Genomic DNA, 18,702 nt, shown 5'->3' with positions numbered 1-18,702 from the left:
ACACCACCCGTCTGGATAGCGCCAGATGTTACGTAACCATCTCAACCCCTGGGATGCCCCGAACACTTCGCCCCCTATTGCCCTTGTTTGCGAAAGAATTGATTGGCTTGATCAACTCTCCTTGAAAGGTGACATGGCCACGTAATCTCCCGGCGGCGGGGGAGGAAGTTCCTCCCCCCACATGTCCGCTAGGAGTCACCGTGCGCGCTCTTGTCCGCATATCACCACGCCTGCGCCGTCACGCCCTGAGCACGGCCGTCCTGGCCGGAACTCTTGCCCTGGCTCCGCTGTCCAGCGCGCCCGGGAGCGCGGTCGCCGCGCCGTCGGCGTCATCGTCCGCACAGGAGTGCGCCGATGCCCCCGCGGCAGGTGCGACGGCCCGTCAGGCCCGCCCGGGCGGGGCCGATCACGCCGCCGAACCCAACGAGGTCAGTGCCGCCAAGGCCAAGGCCATGGACGCGGATCTGCGCGAGAGACTCGCCGACCGCCGGGTCACGGGCTCGACGGCCGCTGCCGGAGCGAGTATCCCGGTCTACTTCCATGTCATCCATTCCGGGACGACCGGGAAGCTCTCGTCGACCGACATCAACAACCAGCTCAGCGTCCTCAACGCCGCCTACAGCGGCCAGGGGACGGGCAACACCGACTCCGGCTTCCGCTTCACGCTCGCCGGCACGGACTACACGGACAACGCGTCCTGGTACAACCTGAGCTCCGGCTCCACCGCGGAGAAGGCCATGAAGTCCGCACTCCGCCAGGGCGGCGCCGGCGCGCTGAACGTCTACACCGCCAACCTCGGCGGCGGCCTGCTCGGCTGGGCGACCTTCCCGAGCTCCTACCGCACCAGCCCGTCCATGGACGGCGTGGTCCTGCTCGACACCTCGCTGCCGGGCGGCTCCGCCACCAACTACGACGAGGGCGACACCGCCACGCACGAGGTCGGTCACTGGCTGGGGCTCTACCACACCTTCCAGGGCGGCTGCAACGGAAACGGCGACTACGTCGAGGACACCCCGGCCGAGAAGAGCGCCGCCTACGCCTGCCCGACGGGCCGTGACACGTGCGCCAACAAGCCGGGCGCCGACCCGGTCCACAACTTCATGGACTACACCTACGACGCGTGCATGTACCAGTTCACCGGCGGCCAGGTGCAGCGCATGAGCGACAGCTGGACCGCCTACCGGGCCGGCTGACCCCACAGCCGGGACGGACACGAGGGCCCGAACCCCTTCGGGCCCTCGTCGTGTTGTGCGGACGGTCTACAACGTCGCGAGGAATCCGACCGCGACCTTCCAGGCCAGCTCGGCCGCGTCCTCGTCGTAGTCGGGCAGATCCGGGTCGGTGAACAGGTGCCCTGCCCCGGGGTAGCGGTAGATCTCGACATCCGCGCCGGTCCGCTGCATCTGGAGGTACCAGCTGTTCAGCCAGTCGTGCGACTCGAACGGATCGGGGTCGGCGACGTGCAGCTGTACCGGCAGCTCCTCCACCGAGGCGTTCTCCGCGAGGTCCGACGTGCCGTGGAGCAGCAGCAGCCCGCGCGCCTTCGCGTCACCGAGCGCGAGGGTCTGCGCCACCGACGCCCCGAACGAGAAGCCCGCGTAGACCAGCCCCTGGTCGGAGTACGGCGCGGCGGCCAGCACGGCGCGCTTGAGCAGCTCGTCCTTGCCGACCTGCTCCTGGAAGGCCATCGCCTCGTCGACCGTGTCGAAGGTGTGTCCTTCGAAGAGATCGGGCACGCGCACCTCGTGACCGGCTGCGCGCAGCCGGTCGGCAGCCGCGTGCACAGCGGGCCTCAGACCGTAGGTCGAATGGAAAAGCATGATGTTCATGCGTCCCATGGTGCCAGCTGTGCCCCGATCGCTTGGAGGACGACGGAATGGAGAACATCCTGCGACCGCTGCTCGTGGTGGGTGGATCGCTGATGGTCACGCTGGTGGCGGGGTGGCTGGTCGACCGGCTGCTGCGGCGTGCCGACAGCCGGCATCACGAGACGCCGGTCTGGGGTCTGCTGCGGCTCTGCCGTCCGCCCCTGCAGGTGGTGCTCTGCACGGCGCTGCTGAGGGCCAGCTTCGGCCAGCTCCGCCTCGACCTGGTGCGGGAGAACCGGGGTGCGATCGGCCAGGTCCTGACGCTGGTGCTGATCGCGGCCTCCGCCTGGCTGGTGATCCGCGTCGCCGCGACCGTCGTCCAGTCCTCGTACGCCCGCTACGCGACGTCCACCCGCGATCCGGCCCGGGTCCGCCGGGTCCGGACCCAGGTCACGCTGATCCAGCGTGTGGTCACCGCCGTGGTGGCGACGGTGGCGGTCGCCGCGATGCTCCTGACGTTCCCGGCGATGCGCACCGTCGGCACCTCGATGCTGGCCTCCGCGGGGGTGCTCGGCATCGTCGCCGGTGTCGCGGCCCAGTCGACACTCGGCAATCTCTTCGCCGGCTTCCAGATCGCCTTCGGCGACATGGTCCGGATCGGCGACACCGTGGTGGTGGACGGCGAATGGGGCACCGTGGAGGAGATCACCCTCACCTTCCTCACGGTACGGACCTGGGACGAGCGGCGGATCACGATGCCCGTGTCCTACTTCACCAGCAAGCCGTTCGAGAACTGGTCGCGCGGCGGGGTGCAGATGTCCGGGACGGTCTTCTTCCAGCTCGACCACTCGGCCCCGGTCGGCGCGATGCGTGACAAGCTGCGCGACATCCTCGGCGAGTGCGCCGCGTGGGACGGTCGCGACTGGTCCCTGGCCGTCACGGACACCGGCTCCACGACGATCGAGGTACGGGCCGTGGTGACGGCGAAGGACGCGGACGACATCTGGACTGCGCGCTGCGCGGTGCGGGAACAGATGATCGGCTGGCTCCGGGACCACCACCCGTACGCCCTGCCGCGCGTCATGACGGCTCCCGCCACCCTGCCGCCGGGCGACCACTGGCGGGAACTGACGGGCGCGGACGGCGGGCGGGCCCCGTCCAACGGCCAGGTGCCCGGCCAGGACAGGACCCCCCGCACCGGGCGCGGCTGAATCACCGCCGGCGGGCGGGACGTGTCAGAGCACCCGGCGCATGGCCTGGTGCGGCATCCCGGCATCCGGGAACTCGGGGCCGTACGCGACGTAGCCGAGCCGCTCGTAGAAGCCTAGGGCGTGCGTCTGGGCGTGCAGGTCGACACCTGCCAGGCCCAGCGCGCGTGCCTCCTCCTCGATGGCGCGGACCAGCGCGGCGCCGACACCGAGGCCTCGGGCCTCCCGGGTCACGGCGAGCCGGCCCAGCGAGCCGACGGTGAGGTCGCCCCCGGTCCGGCCGGCCGCCGCGGCACCGTGCAGCAGGCGGCCCGTACCGAGCGCGGTACCGTCCGCTGCCACGGCCAGGACGTGCACGGCGCGGGCGTCGTGGGCGTCGTACTCGATCTCCTCGGGCACCTGCTGCTCACCGACGAAGACGTCCTTGCGGACCTGGAAGCAGGCCGCGAGGTCACTCTCGTCCACAGCCCTGCGGGTGCTGTACGCGGCTGCTGCGGAGCTCATTGGCTTTCGGCCGCGATCGTGTCGAGGGCGTGGCGGAGGTCGTCCGGGTAGGTGCTGGAGAATTCGACCCAGCTCCCGTCCGAGGGGTGCTCGAAGCCGAGCCGGACCGCGTGCAGCCACTGACGGGCGAGGCCCAGGCGCTTGGCCATCGTCGGGTCCGCGCCGTAGGTCAGGTCGCCCACGCAGGGGTGGCGGTGGGCGGACATGTGCACGCGGATCTGGTGCGTGCGCCCGGTCTCCAGCTTGATGTCGAGCAGGCTGGCCGCGCGGTAGGCCTCGATGAGGTCGTAGTGCGTCACGGAGGGCTTGCCCTCGGCGGTGACGGCCCACTTGTAGTCGTGCTGCGGGTGGCGCCCGATGGGGGCGTCGATGGTGCCGCTCATCGGGTCCGGGTGGCCCTGCACCAGCGCGTGGTACTTCTTCTCGACGACCCGGTCGCGGAACTGTGCCTTGAGCAGCGTGTAGGCGCGTTCGGACTTGGCCACGACCATCAGGCCGGAGGTGCCGACGTCCAGCCGGTGCACGATGCCCTGACGCTCGGCGGCACCGGACGTGGAGATCCGGTAGCCGGCCGCCGCGAGCCCCCCGATCACGGTGGTCCCGGTCCAGCCGGGGCTGGGGTGGGCGGCGACGCCGACGGGCTTCATGATGACGACGATGTCGTCGTCGTCGTGCACGATCTCCATGCCCTCGACGGGCTCGGCGACGATCTGGACCGGAGCGGGCGCCTGCGGCATCTCCACTTCCAGCCAGGCGCCGCCGTGCACCCGCTCGGACTTCCCGGCCACCGCACCGTCCACCTGGACCTTCCCGGCAGCGGCCAGCTCGGCGGCCTTCGTGCGGGAGAAACCGAACATCCGGGAGATGGCGGCGTCGACGCGCTCGCCTTCCAGGCCGTCGGGTACGGGCAGGGTGCGGACCTCGGGATACGTACTCACCTGTCGAGTATGCCTTGCGCCCACTAGTCCTTGTGCACGGTGCCGTCGGGGTCCAGGCCCTTGAAGGAAAGGATCACGATCAGGATGCCGCCGCAGACGATCGCGGAGTCGGCGAGGTTGAAGACGGCGAAGTGCGCGGGGGCGATGAAGTCCACCACCGCGCCCTTGAACACGCCGGGCGCGCGGAAGATGCGGTCGGTGAGGTTGCCGAGCGCTCCGCCGAGCAGCAGGCCCAGGGCGATGGCCCAGGGCAGACTGTAGAGCTTGCGCGCCAGCCGGATGATCACGACGATCACGACGGCCGCGATGGCCGTGAAGATCACGGTGAAGGCCTCGCCGATCCCGAAGGCGGCGCCCGCGTTACGGATCGCGTCGAACTTCAGCCACTCGCCGAAGATCTCGATGGGCTCCTCGTGCTCCAGCTTCGCGACCACGATCATCTTGCTGACCAGGTCCAGCAGATAGGCCAGGACGGCCACGCCGAGCAGGACGAGGATCTTTCTCCTGCCCTGGCCGCCGGCCGCCGGGCTCGCGCCCCCGGAGGGCTGCTGGGGCTCCGCCCCGTCAGCCCCCTCGGCGTCGGGGATATCCGGCGTACCGATGATGCGCTCCGCCTCTGCCACGTGAGTCCCTCAACCTAGGTGCCTGACTGAAGACGAGGGTACGACACACCGGGTGAGGTCAACCGCGCCGCTCCTGCTTCTGCTTGTCCTCCACGCAGAGGGTGGCCCGGGGAAACGCCTGCATCCGCGCCTTGCCGATCGGATCGCCGCAGACCTCGCACAGCCCGTACGTCCCGGCGTCGAGCCGGGCGAGGGCCCGCTCCGTCTGTTCCAGCATCTCCTGGGCGTTGGCCGCCAGGGACAGCTCGTGCTCGCGGGTGATGTTCTTGGTGCCGGTGTCGGCGTCGTCATCACCGGCGCCGTCCCCGGAGTCCCGCATCAGGCCGGCCAGCGCCGCACCCGACGCCTCCAGCTCGCTGCGCAGCCGCAGGACCTCGCTGGTCAGCACCGTCCGCGCCTCGGTGACCTCCTCCGGAGTCCAGGGGTCCTCCCCGGGCCTGACCGCGAGCTCGCCCGTCACCGTCGCGGCGGCCGCACGGGCCTGCGGCACGGCGGTCGAGCCGCCCTTTCCTGCTGCCGCGGACCGGCCGGCGCTCTTCTTGGCTACCACCGTGTGGGCTCCTGTCTGCTCGGCGGCCTGGGCCGCCCCCGTGGCCTTCTTCGAAGCCTTCTTGGCTGCGCTCTTCTTCGCCGGGCTCTTCTTCGCCGGCCCGTGGTGCGCCGGAGCCCGATCGGCCCGTTCCTGCTCGTCCGGCTCCTGCGCCGCCGGTTTCCTGGCCGCCTTCCTCGCCGTCCTCACGGCCGGTTCCTCCCGGTCCGCGTCGGGACCGGGGTCCGTGACGGCCTCCTCGCTCCCGGCCGTCTCCCCGGCAGCCGCAGCCGTGGAGCCCGCGGACGCCGTTCTCGTTACGGCGGTCTTCTTCGCCACCATGGCCGCGGCCCCTTCACATATTGTGATCTTGCACGCGAATCGTGCTGGGACGATAAGTCGGCCCCAGCTCCGCGGCAACGGGGCACGCCGCCGGTCGGCCCTTCCCGTGCTCGCGTGGTGACGTGCCTGCAACCGTTGTGCCCAGCTCCCCGCCCGGTAATCCGCCCGCCCGGACACCCGGGACCCCGTCCGTCCCGACTGGCCATTCGGGTCACGCCGTGTCCTGCGGATAAACCGGTCGGCCGTCGCCCGGACGGGCCCGTACACTGGCCGCAGCGAGAGGCATGGATGGGACGAGTAGCGTCGTACGCAGCCGGCAGCGACCCGGGGACGGTGGGAGCCCGGGGGCGAGCGCGTCGTGAAGATCACCCCGGAGCCGCCGGAAGAACGCCGAAAGGCCAGTAGACCCGGCATCGCGACCCCAATGAGGGGGCCACGGGCGCACGTCCGGGGCCAAGGAGGGTGGTACCGCGGGAACCGGTGGTTCTCGTCCCTCCGACGGAATCGGAAGACGTCCGCCGGAGGAGCCCGCACATGACATCGCCGCAGTACCGCCAGGTACCCGCCCAGGTAGACCTGCCCGCCCTCGAGCACGCCGTGCTCGACTTCTGGCGCGACAACAAGGTCTTCGCCAAGAGCCTCGAACAGTCCGAGGGCCGCCCCGAGTGGGTCTTCTACGAGGGCCCGCCCACCGCCAACGGCATGCCGGGCGCCCACCACATCGAGGCCCGCGTCTTCAAGGACGTCTTCCCGCGCTTCCGCACCATGCAGGGCTACCACGTCGGCCGCAAGGCCGGCTGGGACTGCCACGGCCTGCCGGTCGAGCTCGCGGTGGAGAAGGAGCTGGGCTTCAACGGCAAGAAGGACATCGAGGCGTACGGCATCGCCGAGTTCAACGCCAGGTGCCGCGAGTCCGTCACCCGCCACACCGACGCGTTCACCGAGCTCACGACCCGGATGGGCTACTGGGTCGACCTGGACGACGCCTACCGCACGATGGACCCGGAGTACGTGGACTCCGTGTGGTGGTCGCTGAAGGAGATCTTCAACAAGGACCTGCTGGTCCAGGACCACCGCGTCGCCCCCTGGTGTCCGCGCTGCGGCACCGGCCTCTCGGACCACGAGCTGGCCCAGGGCTACGAGACGGTCGTCGACCCGTCGGTCTTCGTCCGCTTCCCGCTCACCTCGGGACCGCTGGCCGGCGAGGCCGCGCTGCTGGTCTGGACGACGACCCCCTGGACCCTGGTCTCCAACACCGCCGTCGCCGCGCACCCCGACGTCACCTACGTCGTCGCGACGAACGGCGAGGAGAAGCTGGTCGTCGCCCGGCCGCTGGTCGAGAAGGCCCTCGGCGAGGGCTGGGAGCTCACCGGCCCGTCCTTCACCGGCCGCGAGATGGAGCGCTGGACCTACGAGCGCCCGTTCTCCCTGGTCGACTTCCCCGCCGAGGCGCACTACGTCGTCAACGCCGAGTACGTCACGACCGAGGACGGCACGGGTCTGGTCCACCAGTCCCCCGCCTTCGGCGCCGACGACCTCGTGGTCTGCCGCTCCTACGGCCTCCCCGTCGTCAACCCCGTCCGCCCCGACGGGACCTTCGAGGAGGACCTCCCGCTGGTCGGCGGGGTCTTCTTCAAGAAGGCGGACGAGGCGCTCACCGAGGACCTGGCCGCCCGCGGCAAGCTCTTCCGCCACGTCCCGTACGAGCACAGCTATCCGCACTGCTGGCGCTGCCACACCGCACTGCTGTACTACGCGCAGCCGTCCTGGTACATCCGCACGACGGCGGTCAAGGACCGGCTGCTCCAGGAGAACGAGAAGACGAACTGGTTCCCGGACTCGGTCAAGCACGGCCGCTTCGGCGACTGGCTGAACAACAACGTCGACTGGGCGCTGTCCCGCAACCGCTACTGGGGCACCCCGCTGCCCATCTGGCGCTGCGAGGACGACCACCTGACCTGTGTGGGCTCGCGCGCCGAGCTGAGCGAGCTCACCGGCACCGACCAGTCGGGGCTGGACCCGCACCGCCCGTTCATCGACGAGATCACGTTCACCTGCTCGCGGGACAACTGCCGGCTGGAGGCGTACCGGGTCCCCGAGGTCATCGACGCCTGGTACGACTCGGGCTCGATGCCGTTCGCGCAGTGGGGCTACCCGTACAAGAACAAGGAGGTCTTCGAGAGCCGCTACCCGGCGCAGTTCATCTCGGAGGCCATCGACCAGACCCGCGGCTGGTTCTACACGCTGATGGCGGTCGGCACGCTCGTCTTCGACAAGTCCAGTTACGAGAACGTGGTCTGCCTCGGCCACATCCTCGCCGAGGACGGCCGCAAGATGTCCAAGCACCTGGGAAACATCCTCCAGCCCATTCCCCTGATGGACCAGCACGGCGCCGACGCGGTGCGCTGGTTCATGGCGGCGGGCGGCTCCCCGTGGGCGGCGCGCCGGGTGGGCCACGGCACCATCCAGGAGGTCGTCCGCAAGACGCTCCTCACGTACTGGAACACGGTCGCCTTCCAGGCCCTGTACGCCCGTACGTCGGCCTGGGCGCCGTCGGAGGCCGACCCCGCGCCGTCCGAGCGCACGGTCCTGGACCGCTGGCTGCTGAGCGAGCTGAACACCCTCGTGGACCAGATGACCCAGGCCCTGGACAGCTACGACACCCAGCGCGCCGGCAAGCTGCTCTCGGCGTTCGTCGACGACCTGTCCAACTGGTACGTGCGCCGCTCCCGCCGCCGCTTCTGGCAGGGCGACAAGGCGGCGCTGCGCACGCTGCACGAGGTCGTCGAGACGGTCACCCGGCTGATGGCCCCGCTGACCCCGTTCATCACCGAGCGGGTCTGGCAGGACCTGGTCACCCCGGTCACCCCGGACGCGCCCGAGTCGGTGCACCTCGCGGCCTGGCCGGAGGCCGACCCGGCGTCGATCGACCCGGCGCTCTCCTCCCGGATGGCGCTCGTGCGCCGCCTGGTCGAGCTCGGGCGCGCCACGCGTGCCGAGTCCGGCGTCAAGACCCGCCAGCCCCTGTCCCGGGCCCTGGTCGCGGCGTCCGGCTTCGAGTCCCTCCCGCCCGAGCTCCGCGCCCAGATCACGGAGGAGCTGAACGTCTCCTCCCTGGCCTCCCTCTCGGAGGTCGGCGGCTCGCTGGTCGACACCACCGCGAAGGCGAACTTCCGCGCGCTGGGCAAGCGCTTCGGCAAGGGAGTCCAGGCCGTGGCCAAGGCGGTCGCGGACGCGGACGCCGCGGCGCTCTCGCTGGCCCTGCGCGAGGGCACGGCAACGGTCGAGGTCGACGGCGAGCAGGTCACGCTCTCCCCCGACGAGGTCATCATCACGGAGACCCCGCGCGAGGGCTGGTCGGTGGCCTCCGACTCGGGCGCGACGGTGGCCCTGGACCTGGAGATCACTCCGCAGCTGCGTGCGGCGGGGCTGGCCCGTGACGCGATCCGCCTGATCCAGGAGGCCCGCAAGAACAGCGGCCTGGACGTGGCGGACCGGATCGCGGTCCGCTGGACCACGACGTCCCCCGCCACGGCCGAGGCCCTGACCGGGCACGCGGTCCTGATCGCGGACGAGGTCCTGGCCCTGGACTACGCGCAGGGCGAGGCGGACGACACGTACGGCACCCCGTTCGAGGACGAGGGCCTGGCCCTCACCTTCCGCCTCCGCAAGACGGAGCGCTGACCCGCACGACCTGAGCGGCCCGCCCGTCCGACCGGACGGGCGGGCCGCTTCTGTCTGCCCCGCTGCAGGGCTCGCTCCCAGCCCTTGCGGCGACTGGAGGAGCACGAGTCCGCACAGCGGGCGGGCCCCGCCCCGCCGACCGGGCACGCGAAAGGGCCGGGCCCCGGGAAATCCCGGGGCCCGGCCCTCTGCCTGCCGACGGCTACGCGCTCAGCGAGCGCAGACCGGTCAGTTGTCGTCCTCGTCGATCAGGAACCCACGCATCGGCGAAGGCGCCTGCTGCATCGGCTGCGGAGCCTGCGGCCGCACCGGAGCCATCGGCTGCGTCATCGCGGGCGACATCTGCTGCTGGCCGCCGTAGGAGGGTCCGCCGCCCATGGACGGGTTGCCACCCATCTGCTGGTTGCCGTGCCCACCGTGGTTCGAGCCCATGGTGTGGCCCATCGCACCCGCACCGGCCGGAGCCAGCGAGGGCGACGGCGGCAGTGAGGCGGCGGCGGAGGCGCGCGGCGGAGCCAGCGAGTCGTCGGCCTGGGTCTCCAGCTGACGCAGCTGGCTCTCCAGGTAGGACTTCAGACGGGTCCGGTACTCGCGCTCGAAGCCCCGCAGGTCCTCGACCTTGCGCTCCAGCGTCGCGCGGGCCGACTCCAGCGAGCCCATCGCCACGCGGTGCTTCTCCTGCGCGTCCCGCTCCAGTGCGTCCGCCTTGGCACGCGCGTCACGCTCAAGACCCTCGGCTCGGCTGCGCGCCTCGCCGACGATCTTGTTGGCCTCGGAACGGGCCTCCGCGATCGCCTGGTCAGCGGTCTGCTGGGCGAGGGACAGGACACGCGCGGCGCTGTCGCCGCCGGGGCCCTGGCCGGGCTGCTGCATCTGCTGCTGCTGCATCTGCTGTTGCTGCATCTGCTGCATCTGCTGCTGCGGGGCGTGACCGCCCATGGGGCCGCCCATCGGGCCACCCATGGGACCGCCCTGCATCGGGCCGGGGCCGTGGGGACCCTGCGGACCGGGACCGTGGCCACCCTGGGGACCGTGGCCACCCTGAGGGCCATGGCCGCTGGGACCGGCAGGCAGCTGCGGAGCGCCACCGGGCAGCTGGGGGGGACCCATCTGCGGGGGCTGCTGCTGCTGTACCGGTGGGCCCGATATGGCGGCGGGCACGGGGGCACCGGGCCGGTCCTGCTGCTCCGGGGGTTTGCGCATACCCTGCTGTTGCTGGTTCTGCGCGGCCGCACGCGTGGCGGCGGCCAGCTTGGCACGCAGGTCCTCGTTCTCACGGAGCAGGCGGGTCAGCTCCGATTCGACCTCGTCGAGGAAGGCATCGACCTCGTCCTCGTCATAGCCTTCTCGGAGGCGGACGGTCGTGAACTGCTTGTTCCGCACGTCCTCGGGGGTCAGCGGCATCTCTTCTTCACCTCTACGTAGTCGTCGGCAGTCGGCAAGACCGTATCGTTCACACGCTGCTCGCAAGCTTGCCCACGATGTTGAGCAGAATGTAGACGATGATCATCAGAACGAAGAAGGACAGGTCAAGTGCCACGCCCCCGAGACGCAACGGCGGTATGAACCGCCGCAGAAGCTTCAGCGGTGGATCGGTGACAGTGTAAGTGCCCTCGAGAACGACCACCATCGCCTTGCCTGGCTGCCATGAACGTGCGAACTGGAAGACGTAGTCCATGACCAGCCGGAAGATCAGCACGATGAGGAAACACATCAGCGCGATATAGACCACATCCAGTGCGACGCCCATGTCCCGCGCTTCCCTCTCCCCTGGCTCTCGTCAGCTCCGGCCTCCCGGCCGGCACCGGCCTCGCGGCCGGGTTGTTCCCGTTGTCGTGTTCTCAGCTCTGGTTGAAGAACCCGCCCTCTGCGATGCGGGCCTTGTCCTCCGCCGTGACATCGACGTTAGCAGGCGACAACAGGAACACCTTCTGCGTCACCCGCTCAATGCTGCCATGGAGACCGAAGACAAGTCCCGCGGCAAAGTCGACAAGTCGCTTCGCGTCCGTGTCGTCCATCTCCGTGAGATTCATGATCACCGGAGTGCCCTCACGGAAGTGTTCCCCGATGGTACGGGCCTCGTTGTAGGTCCTGGGGTGCAGCGTGGTGATGCGGTAGGGCTCCCGCTCGGACACGACCTTGGGCATGATCACCGGTGCGTTCTTCTCCAGGTTCGGGCGGTCAGGTGTGATGGATGCCACGGGTGCGATTCGGGCGGGTCGTCCGCTTTCCGCCGGGAGCTGAACCGGCTCACGCGGCGCGGGCGGCTGCACCACTCGTACCGGTTCATCCCTTTCCCGCTCCACCTGATGCGCGGGCTGGTGCCGCCGCCGGTCCCGCTCGGGCTCCGGCTCGGGTTCGAATTCGTCATCGGGGTCGAACCCCGGACCGTCGTACCCATCGTCCTCCACGAGGCCGAGGTAGACCGCCATCTTGCGCATCGCGCCGGCCATGCTCCGAGTCCTCCGCTCTGTGGTGGATCGGCATTCGTGTCACCAAGTGCCCGAGATCCACTCCGGCCTGCCCGCTCCGAGCGGGAATGACCATATTTTCTGCTGTGGTCCGACTTGCTTCGCGACGTTACCCGAGCCGGGGTCGGACTCCGAGTACCGCCGTACCGACGCGTACATGTGTCGCTCCGGCCGCCACCGCGTCCTCGAGATCCGCACTCATTCCCGCAGAGACCATGTTCGCAGCCGGATGGTTCCCGCGCAGGCGGGACGAGAATTCCATCAGGCGGTCGAACGCGGCCCGTTGCCGGCCCGCGTACGGCCCGGCGAGCGGGGCGACGGTCATCAGGCCGCCGAGCCGGAGCCCGGGTGCCGCCTCCACCGCCGCGGCCAACTCCTCGATCGCGTCCGGCGCGACCCCGCCCCGGTCACCGCGCTCGCCGCTCTCCGCGTCCAGGGCGACCTGGATGAGGCAGCCGAGTTCACGTCCGCCTCTCACCGCCGCCGCCGAGAGCGCGGAGACGAGCTTGGTCCGGTCCACCGACTGCACCACATCGGCATAACCGGCCACGGAACGAACCTTGTTCGTCTGCAATTGTCCGACAAAGTGCCATGTGAGCGACAGATCCGCGCACGCCACGGCTTTGGGTGCCGCGTCCTGGTCGCGGTTCTCCGCGACATGGCGCACACCGAGTTCGTGCAGAATCCGCACATCGCTCGCGGGATACGTCTTGGTGACCACGATGAGGGTCACTTCTTCCCGTCCGCGGCCCGCCGAGGCGCAGGCGGACGCGATACGTTCCTCCACCTGTGCGAGATTCGCGGCGATTTGAGCCCTGCGTTCCGTCATGCCCTATCAGTCCAACCAGACATATCCCGCGAGCCGACCCGTGGTGCGGTCGCGGCGGTACGAGAAGTGGTCGCCCGATTCCAGGGTGCAGAACGACGAGCTGTGCCGGTCGCCGACCCCGAGGGCGTCGAGCTGGGCGTGCACTCCGGCGGTGACGTCCACCGCCGGTGTCCCCCAGCTGGTCTCCGACCACGCGGCCGGGACCGTCCGGGAGACCTCGGCACGCATCTGCTCCGGAACCTCGTAGCACCGTCCGCAGACGGCCGGTCCGGTGTGCGCGACGATCCGGGACGGTTCGGCGCCGAGAGCGGTCATGGCCTCGACGGCGGCCGGTACGACCCCCGCGACGAGTCCCGGCCGGCCCGCGTGGGCGGCCGCGACGACGCCGGCCGAAGGATCGGCGAGCAGTACGGGGGTGCAGTCGGCGGTGAGAACCGCGAGCGCGAGTCCCCGCCGGGCCGTCACCACCGCGTCCACGGCGGGGATGTCACTCGCGTCGCCCCACGGCCCGTCGACGACGGCCACCTCGCGCCCGTGGACCTGGTTCATCCAGACGACCCGCGCCGGATCCAGGCCGAGCGCGGCGGCGGCGCGTTCGCGGTTCGTGCGGACGGCGACGGGGTCGTCGCCCACCGCGCCGCCGAGGTTGAGCTCCTCGTACGGAACGGCGCTCACTCCGCCCCACCTGTCGGTGAAGGCGAAATGGGCGCCGCCCGCCGAAGACTCCGCGGTCTTCACCGCGTGCTGCGGACCTATCACTTCAAGAAGTCCGGTACGTCCAGCTCTTCGGCCTGGGAGTCCTGGTAGGGACGTGCCGTCGGGACGTGCGGAGGGGAGACCGGCGGCAGCGAGCTCTCGTTCGCCGCAGGCACCGGCTCGGCCGGCGCCTGGGTCTCCTCACGCGGGGGCACGGAGCCCAGCGTGCTGGTCTGGCGCACCGGTTCGGCGGTGCGGGCCGGCGGAGCCGGCTCCTCGCGCTTGCCGGCGCCCGCGCCGAGGACGGTCTCGCGACGGGCCGGCGGCTGTCCGCCGTCGAAGCCCGCTGCGATCACGGTGACCCGCACCTCGTCGCCCAGCGCGTCGTCGATGACCGCGCCGAAGATGATGTTCGCCTCCGGGTGGGCCGCCTCGCTCACCAGCTGCGCGGCCTCGTTGATCTCGAAGAGACCGAGGTCGCTGCCGCCGGAGATGGAGAGCAGGACACCGCGGGCGCCGTCGATGGACGCCTCCAGGAGCGGCGAGGAGATCGCCATCTCCGCGGCGGCCACCGCACGGTCGTCGCCGCGGGCAGATCCGATGCCCATGAGCGCCGATCCGGCCTCGGACATGACCGACTTGACGTCGGCGAAGTCGAGGTTGATCAGACCCGGGGTCGTGATGAGGTCGGTGATGCCCTGGACACCCGAGAGCAGCACCTGGTCGGCCGACTTGAAGGCGTCGAGCACGCTGACCTGGCGGTCCGAGATGGACAGCAGCCGGTCGTTGGGAATGACGATGAGGGTGTCGACCTCTTCACGGAGCTCGGCGATGCCGTCCTCCGCCTGGTTCGCGCGTCGCCGGCCCTCGAAGGTGAACGGGCGGGTGACCACACCGATCGTCAGGGCGCCGAGCGAGCGGGCGATGTTGGCGACGACGGGTGCGCCGCCGGTGCCGGTGCCGCCGCCTTCTCCGGCGGTGACGAAGACCATGTCGGCCCCCTTGAGGACCTCCTCGATCTCCTCACGGTGGTCCTCGGCCGCCTTGCGGCCCACGGCGGGGTTCGCCCCGGCGCCGAGGCCACGGGTGAGCTCACGGCCGACGTCGAGCTTGACGTCGGCGTCACTCATCAGCAGTGCCTGCGCATCGGTGTTGATCGCGATGAACTCGACGCCCTTGAGGCCGACCTCGATCATTCGGTTGATGGCATTGACACCACCGCCGCCGACACCGATGACCTTGATGACTGCGAGGTAGTTCTGCGGTGCTGCCACGTCGAAGGCCTCTCGCCTCGAGTTACGTGTCGTCGCTTCGCGGTAGTCCCGCCGCGACGACGGATGCCGATTGGGACGGTCCGGACGCCGACCCAAACCCTAACGTTGAAGTTTAGGGTTACCAGTGTGTCCGCTTCTTGGACTCTTCCGAACAGGACACTAAGTCGACAAGTGGCGCACGTTCAACGAACACGCCGAACCTCCCGTTTTTCTTTTCACCCTATGTGATCACCCGTAGCGCTGACCAACCAGGGTGCTGGCCAGGCCGAATACGCGTCAACTCTTCGATGCGGCGGGCGCGGTGGGCGCACTCACGTCGAAGTGCCCCGCTTTGGGCGAGGCATTCATGAGAGCGGTGAGGACCCGCGCCTTCACGGCCCCTTCTTCACCACTGCCCCACATCACGGTCCGTCCCCGGGTCAGCTCCAGGACGACGGAGTCGTACGAGGTGATGCGCACGACCCGGGTCTCCCCGGCCACCCTTTCCGGGAGATCGCCCGCGACATCGACCGCTTCCCGCAACAGACGGTCACTGCCGAAGCGTCGCAGACTCGCCGACCGGTCGGCGTCCAACTCCAGCAGAGGTACACGTCCGGGCGCTTCGTCCACCGTGGCGAAGCGCACGCCCTTGGCGTCCACTTCGACGAACTTCGCGCCCTTCCTCACCAACAGGACCGGCTGTCGTTCGGTCACCTTAAGGCCGATGCCGTGCGGCCATGACCGCACGACATCCACGGAGTCGATACGGGGCAGCTTCTGGCGCAACCTGTCCTCCATGGCCTCGACGTCCACGGAGACCAGCGGAGCTCCGACCGGAACCGCCGCCACGGCCTCCACCTCGGCACGGGTCAGGACGTCGGTGCCACTGGTCGTCACCTGCTCGACCCGCAGCCAGGAGGAGCCGTAGAGCACCCAGAGCGTTCCCGCGGCGATCAGAGCCACGGCGACCGCGGCCAGGATCAGTCGCGTACGGCCGGTCAGCCGGCGCCCTTCGGGGCCGGCGTGCGGCGGTCGGGCCGGGGTGTCGGCCTGTTTGGCTGCGCCGCGCTGGGCGGTCGTCGGTCCGGCCACGCTCGCTCCTTCGCCGGACCCGGGGCGCCCGCCCCGGGTCCGCACCGCCTCACGCCTGGCGGCGTGCGGCAATCGCCTCGTACACCATGCCGACGAGCAGGTCGTCGGCGTCCCGTCGCCCGAACTCCGCGGCGGCCCGGGACATCTCGTACAGCCGGTGCGGATCCGCCAGCACCGGAAGGACGTTGCCCTGCACCCACTCGGGGGTGAGCGCCGCGTCGTCCACCAGCAGTCCGCCGCCCGCGTTGACCACCGGCTGGGCGTTGAGCCGCTGTTCGCCGTTGCCGATCGGCAGGGGTACGTAGGCGGCGGGCAGCCCGACGGCGGAGAGTTCGGCGACGGTCATCGCGCCCGCGCGGCAGAGCATCATGTCGGCCGCGGCGTACGCGAGATCCATCCGGTCCACGTACGGTACCGGGATGTAGGGCGGCATCCCGGGCATGTTGTCGACGCGCGGCAATTCGTTCTTCGGGCCGACCACGTGCAGGATCTGGATACCGGACCGCTGCAGCAGCGGTGCGACCCGCTGGACCACCTCGTTGAGGTGGCGGGCGCCCTGCGAGCCGCCGGAGACCAGCAGCGTCGGCAGGTTGGGGTCGAGCCCGAAGGCCGCACGCGCCTCCGGGCGGACCCGGGCCCGGTCGAGGGTGGCGATGGTCCGGCGCAGCGGGATGCCGATGTAGCGGGCACCGCGCAGCTTGCTGTCGGGGGTGGAGACGGCGACCCCGTGGGCGTACCGCGAACCGATCTTGTTGGCCAGGCCCGGCCGGGCGTTGGCCTCGTGGACGACGATCGGGACCCCGGCGCGTTTCGCGGCGAGGTAGCCGGGCAGGGCGACGTAGCCGCCGAAGCCGACCACGCAGTCCGCCCTGGTGCGCTCCAGGATCTGCTCGGCCGCCTTGATCGTGCCGCGCAGCCGCCCCGGGACGGTGATCAGCTCGGGTGTGGGCTTACGGGGCAGCGGCACGGCAGGGATCAGCGCCAGTTCGTACCCCCGCTCGGGTACGAGCCTTGTCTCGAGTCCGCGTTCCGTGCCGAGGGCAGTGATTCCCACGGTCGGGTCCTGCCTGCGCAGGGCGTCTGCGAGGGCAAGCGCGGGCTCGATGTGGCCGGCGGTCCCCCCGCCGGCGAGTACGACATGCACCGAAATTCACCGCTCTCCGGACGGACGCTTCGTGACGCGCCGTCTCATCGTCTTCCATCTGACCCCGGGCCTCCGCATGGCCAGGGCCGCTTTCGCCGCGGGGTCCTCTCGCGCGAAGGCGATCATGAGCCCCACCGCGAACATGGTCGGCAGCAGGGCCGATCCTCCGTAGGAGAACAGCGGGAGCGGGACACCGGCGATCGGCAACAGGCCGAGCACCGCACCGATGTTGATCACGGCCTGCGCCGTGATCCAGGTGGTCACGCCTCCCGCTGCGTACCTGACGAAGGGGTCCTCCGTGCGTCCGGCCACGCGGATACCCGCATAGCCTAGAGCCGCGAACAGGGCGAGCACCGACAGCGTCCCTGCCAGACCCAGTTCCTCCCCGGTGATGGCGAAGATGAAGTCGGTGTGGGGCTCAGGGAGTTGACCCCATTTTTCCACACTCGCACCCAGCCCGGAACCGAACCACCCGCCGGACGCCAGGGCGTAGATTCCGTGCACGGCCTGCCAGCACGAGTCGCCCGGACCCGGTTCGGAGGCGCCGATGCAGCCGAGCCGGGACATCCGGTTGGGGCTGGTCTTGATGAGCACGAAGCCGATGAGGCCCGCGAAGGCGAGGACCCCGGCGAAGAGCCTGGTGGGAGCGCCGGCCAGCCAGAGCAGGCCGAACAGGATCGCGGTGAGGATGATCGCCGTTCCCATGTCGCCTCCGATCATGATCAGCCCGAGCAGCATGAAGGCGACCGGCACGAGGGGCACGAGCATGTGCTTCCACTGCGTCAGCAGCCGCCTGTCCTGTTTGCGGGCGAGCAGGTCGGCGCCCCACAGGACCAGGGCGAGCTTGCCGAACTCACTGGGCTGGAGCTGGAAGGGGCCGCCCAGGTAGAGCCAGTTCTGGTTGCCGTTGACCGACATCCCTATCCCGGGCACCTGGACCAGGACCATCAGGAAGACCGTGCCCGTGAGGAGCGGATAGGCGAGCGCCCGGTGGAGCTTGACCGGCATCCTGGAGGCGAGCAGCATCAGCCCTGCCCCGATCACGGCGGCGAGGAACTGCTTGCGGAAGAAGTAGGTGCCGGGCTTGTCGAGCTCCAGGGCCTTGATCATCGAGGCGGAGTAGACCATCACGAGCCCGAGCACCGTGATCAGGAGGCTGGACCCGAGGATCAGGTAGTAGGCGGTCAGAGGCCGGTCCCAGGCCCTGCGCGCCCGCTCGTACATCTGACGCACCCCGGCGCCGCGGGGCGGGCTGGGGGCCGTGCTCCGGCCGCCCCCGCCGCGGGGTGCCCGGGGCCGTCGGGCGCCGGTGGCGGGACGGCTCCGCAGGGCGAGCCCCGCGGGCACGGGGCGGCCTGCGGGACCTGCCGGGAGCGGACCGGCGAGCAGGGGCGGGGTGAGCGCCCGGCTGATCGCCGCTGCCGTCCGTGAGCGGTCCGTTCCGCGCCCGGCTGAGCTCTCGTCGGCCGGCATTGTCGCTGTCCCCTCCACTGCTCGTGCCCGGGGCTGTCACCGGGGCCCCGGAGGACCGCGGCGGTGCCGCTCGTGTCCCGGTACTCCGGGACGGTACGGCGCGGAGGC

The 18,702-nt window shown here is 70.3% G+C and carries 17 protein-coding genes; 3 read left to right on the top strand and 14 right to left on the bottom strand.

Annotated features, from left to right (window positions below):
• The first annotated feature begins 200 nt into the window (after positions 1-200).
• Positions 201-1,193 (top strand): zinc metalloprotease, encoded by a 993-nt coding sequence (locus AB0F38_RS04340; protein ID WP_361886337.1) that lies wholly within the window; start codon positions 201-203, stop codon positions 1,191-1,193.
• Positions 1,194-1,259: 66 nt separating this feature from the next.
• Here AB0F38_RS04340 and AB0F38_RS04335 read toward each other — a convergent pair whose 3' ends face one another.
• A complete protein-coding gene (locus AB0F38_RS04335; RefSeq protein ID WP_361886334.1) occupies positions 1,260-1,838 on the bottom strand; it encodes a dienelactone hydrolase family protein in 579 nt (192 codons plus the stop codon).
• 38 nt (positions 1,839-1,876) lie between these two features.
• Here AB0F38_RS04335 and AB0F38_RS04330 point away from each other — a divergent pair, with 38 nt between their 5' ends.
• On the top strand, positions 1,877-3,019 hold the full coding sequence (locus AB0F38_RS04330; protein ID WP_361886331.1) for a mechanosensitive ion channel domain-containing protein: 1,143 nt from the start codon (positions 1,877-1,879) through the stop codon (positions 3,017-3,019).
• Between the two features lie 24 nt (positions 3,020-3,043).
• On the opposite strand, the gene AB0F38_RS04325 is transcribed toward AB0F38_RS04330, so the two are convergent.
• Genes AB0F38_RS04325 through AB0F38_RS04310 form a run of 4 tightly spaced genes read right to left on the bottom strand, consistent with a single transcriptional unit; the run spans position 3,044 to position 5,952 of the window.
• The gene (locus AB0F38_RS04325; protein ID WP_361886328.1) at positions 3,044-3,520 is read right to left on the bottom strand and encodes a GNAT family N-acetyltransferase; all 477 of its coding nucleotides are present in this window, start codon (positions 3,518-3,520) and stop codon (positions 3,044-3,046) included.
• Entirely contained in the window at positions 3,517-4,458 is a 942-nt protein-coding gene (locus AB0F38_RS04320) for an RluA family pseudouridine synthase (RefSeq protein WP_361886325.1), read from the bottom strand. Before AB0F38_RS04320 ends, AB0F38_RS04325 begins: the two co-directional genes overlap by 4 nt.
• A gap of 23 nt (positions 4,459-4,481) precedes the next feature.
• A complete protein-coding gene (gene lspA / locus AB0F38_RS04315; protein ID WP_361886322.1) occupies positions 4,482-5,081 on the bottom strand; it encodes a signal peptidase II in 600 nt (199 codons plus the stop codon).
• Positions 5,082-5,139: 58 nt separating this feature from the next.
• Positions 5,140-5,952 (bottom strand): TraR/DksA C4-type zinc finger protein, encoded by an 813-nt coding sequence (locus AB0F38_RS04310; protein ID WP_361886319.1) that lies wholly within the window; start codon positions 5,950-5,952, stop codon positions 5,140-5,142.
• A gap of 534 nt (positions 5,953-6,486) precedes the next feature.
• Here AB0F38_RS04310 and ileS point away from each other — a divergent pair.
• Positions 6,487-9,636, top strand: coding sequence for an isoleucine--tRNA ligase (ileS, locus tag AB0F38_RS04305; protein ID WP_361886316.1), 3,150 nt, complete (start codon positions 6,487-6,489; stop codon positions 9,634-9,636).
• Between the two features lie 228 nt (positions 9,637-9,864).
• Here the strand turns inward: ileS and AB0F38_RS04300 are convergent, their stop codons facing one another.
• The 9 genes from AB0F38_RS04300 to ftsW form a co-directional block, all read right to left on the bottom strand.
• A complete protein-coding gene (locus AB0F38_RS04300) occupies positions 9,865-11,040 on the bottom strand; it encodes a DivIVA domain-containing protein (RefSeq protein WP_361886313.1) in 1,176 nt (391 codons plus the stop codon).
• 49 nt (positions 11,041-11,089) lie between these two features.
• A complete protein-coding gene (locus tag AB0F38_RS04295) occupies positions 11,090-11,386 on the bottom strand; it encodes a YggT family protein (protein ID WP_014045410.1) in 297 nt (98 codons plus the stop codon).
• A gap of 91 nt (positions 11,387-11,477) precedes the next feature.
• Positions 11,478-12,089, bottom strand: coding sequence for a cell division protein SepF (sepF, locus tag AB0F38_RS04290; protein WP_361886310.1), 612 nt, complete (start codon positions 12,087-12,089; stop codon positions 11,478-11,480).
• 127 nt (positions 12,090-12,216) lie between these two features.
• On the bottom strand, positions 12,217-12,936 hold the full coding sequence (locus AB0F38_RS04285) for a YggS family pyridoxal phosphate-dependent enzyme (protein ID WP_361886306.1): 720 nt from the start codon (positions 12,934-12,936) through the stop codon (positions 12,217-12,219).
• A 6-nt stretch (positions 12,937-12,942) separates the two neighbouring features.
• Positions 12,943-13,692, bottom strand: coding sequence for a peptidoglycan editing factor PgeF (gene pgeF, locus AB0F38_RS04280; RefSeq protein ID WP_361886771.1), 750 nt, complete (start codon positions 13,690-13,692; stop codon positions 12,943-12,945).
• Positions 13,692-14,906, bottom strand: coding sequence for a cell division protein FtsZ (gene ftsZ, locus AB0F38_RS04275; RefSeq protein WP_361886303.1), 1,215 nt, complete (start codon positions 14,904-14,906; stop codon positions 13,692-13,694). The genes pgeF and ftsZ overlap by 1 nt, the downstream gene beginning before the upstream one ends.
• 276 nt (positions 14,907-15,182) lie before the next feature.
• Positions 15,183-15,977, bottom strand: coding sequence for an FtsQ-type POTRA domain-containing protein (locus AB0F38_RS04270; protein WP_361886300.1), 795 nt, complete (start codon positions 15,975-15,977; stop codon positions 15,183-15,185).
• 49 nt (positions 15,978-16,026) lie between these two features.
• The gene (gene murG, locus AB0F38_RS04265; protein ID WP_361886297.1) at positions 16,027-17,121 is read right to left on the bottom strand and encodes an undecaprenyldiphospho-muramoylpentapeptide beta-N-acetylglucosaminyltransferase; all 1,095 of its coding nucleotides are present in this window, start codon (positions 17,119-17,121) and stop codon (positions 16,027-16,029) included.
• Between the two features lie 6 nt (positions 17,122-17,127).
• Positions 17,128-18,468, bottom strand: coding sequence for a putative lipid II flippase FtsW (gene ftsW, locus AB0F38_RS04260; RefSeq protein ID WP_361886768.1), 1,341 nt, complete (start codon positions 18,466-18,468; stop codon positions 17,128-17,130).
• Positions 18,469-18,702: the final 234 nt, after the last annotated feature.

This window comes from Streptomyces sp. NPDC025273 (assembly GCF_040638585.1).
In the GTDB taxonomy this organism is placed as follows: domain Bacteria; phylum Actinomycetota; class Actinomycetes; order Streptomycetales; family Streptomycetaceae; genus Streptomyces; species Streptomyces cinereorectus.
This window is presented reverse-complemented; position numbering and strand designations above follow the sequence as displayed.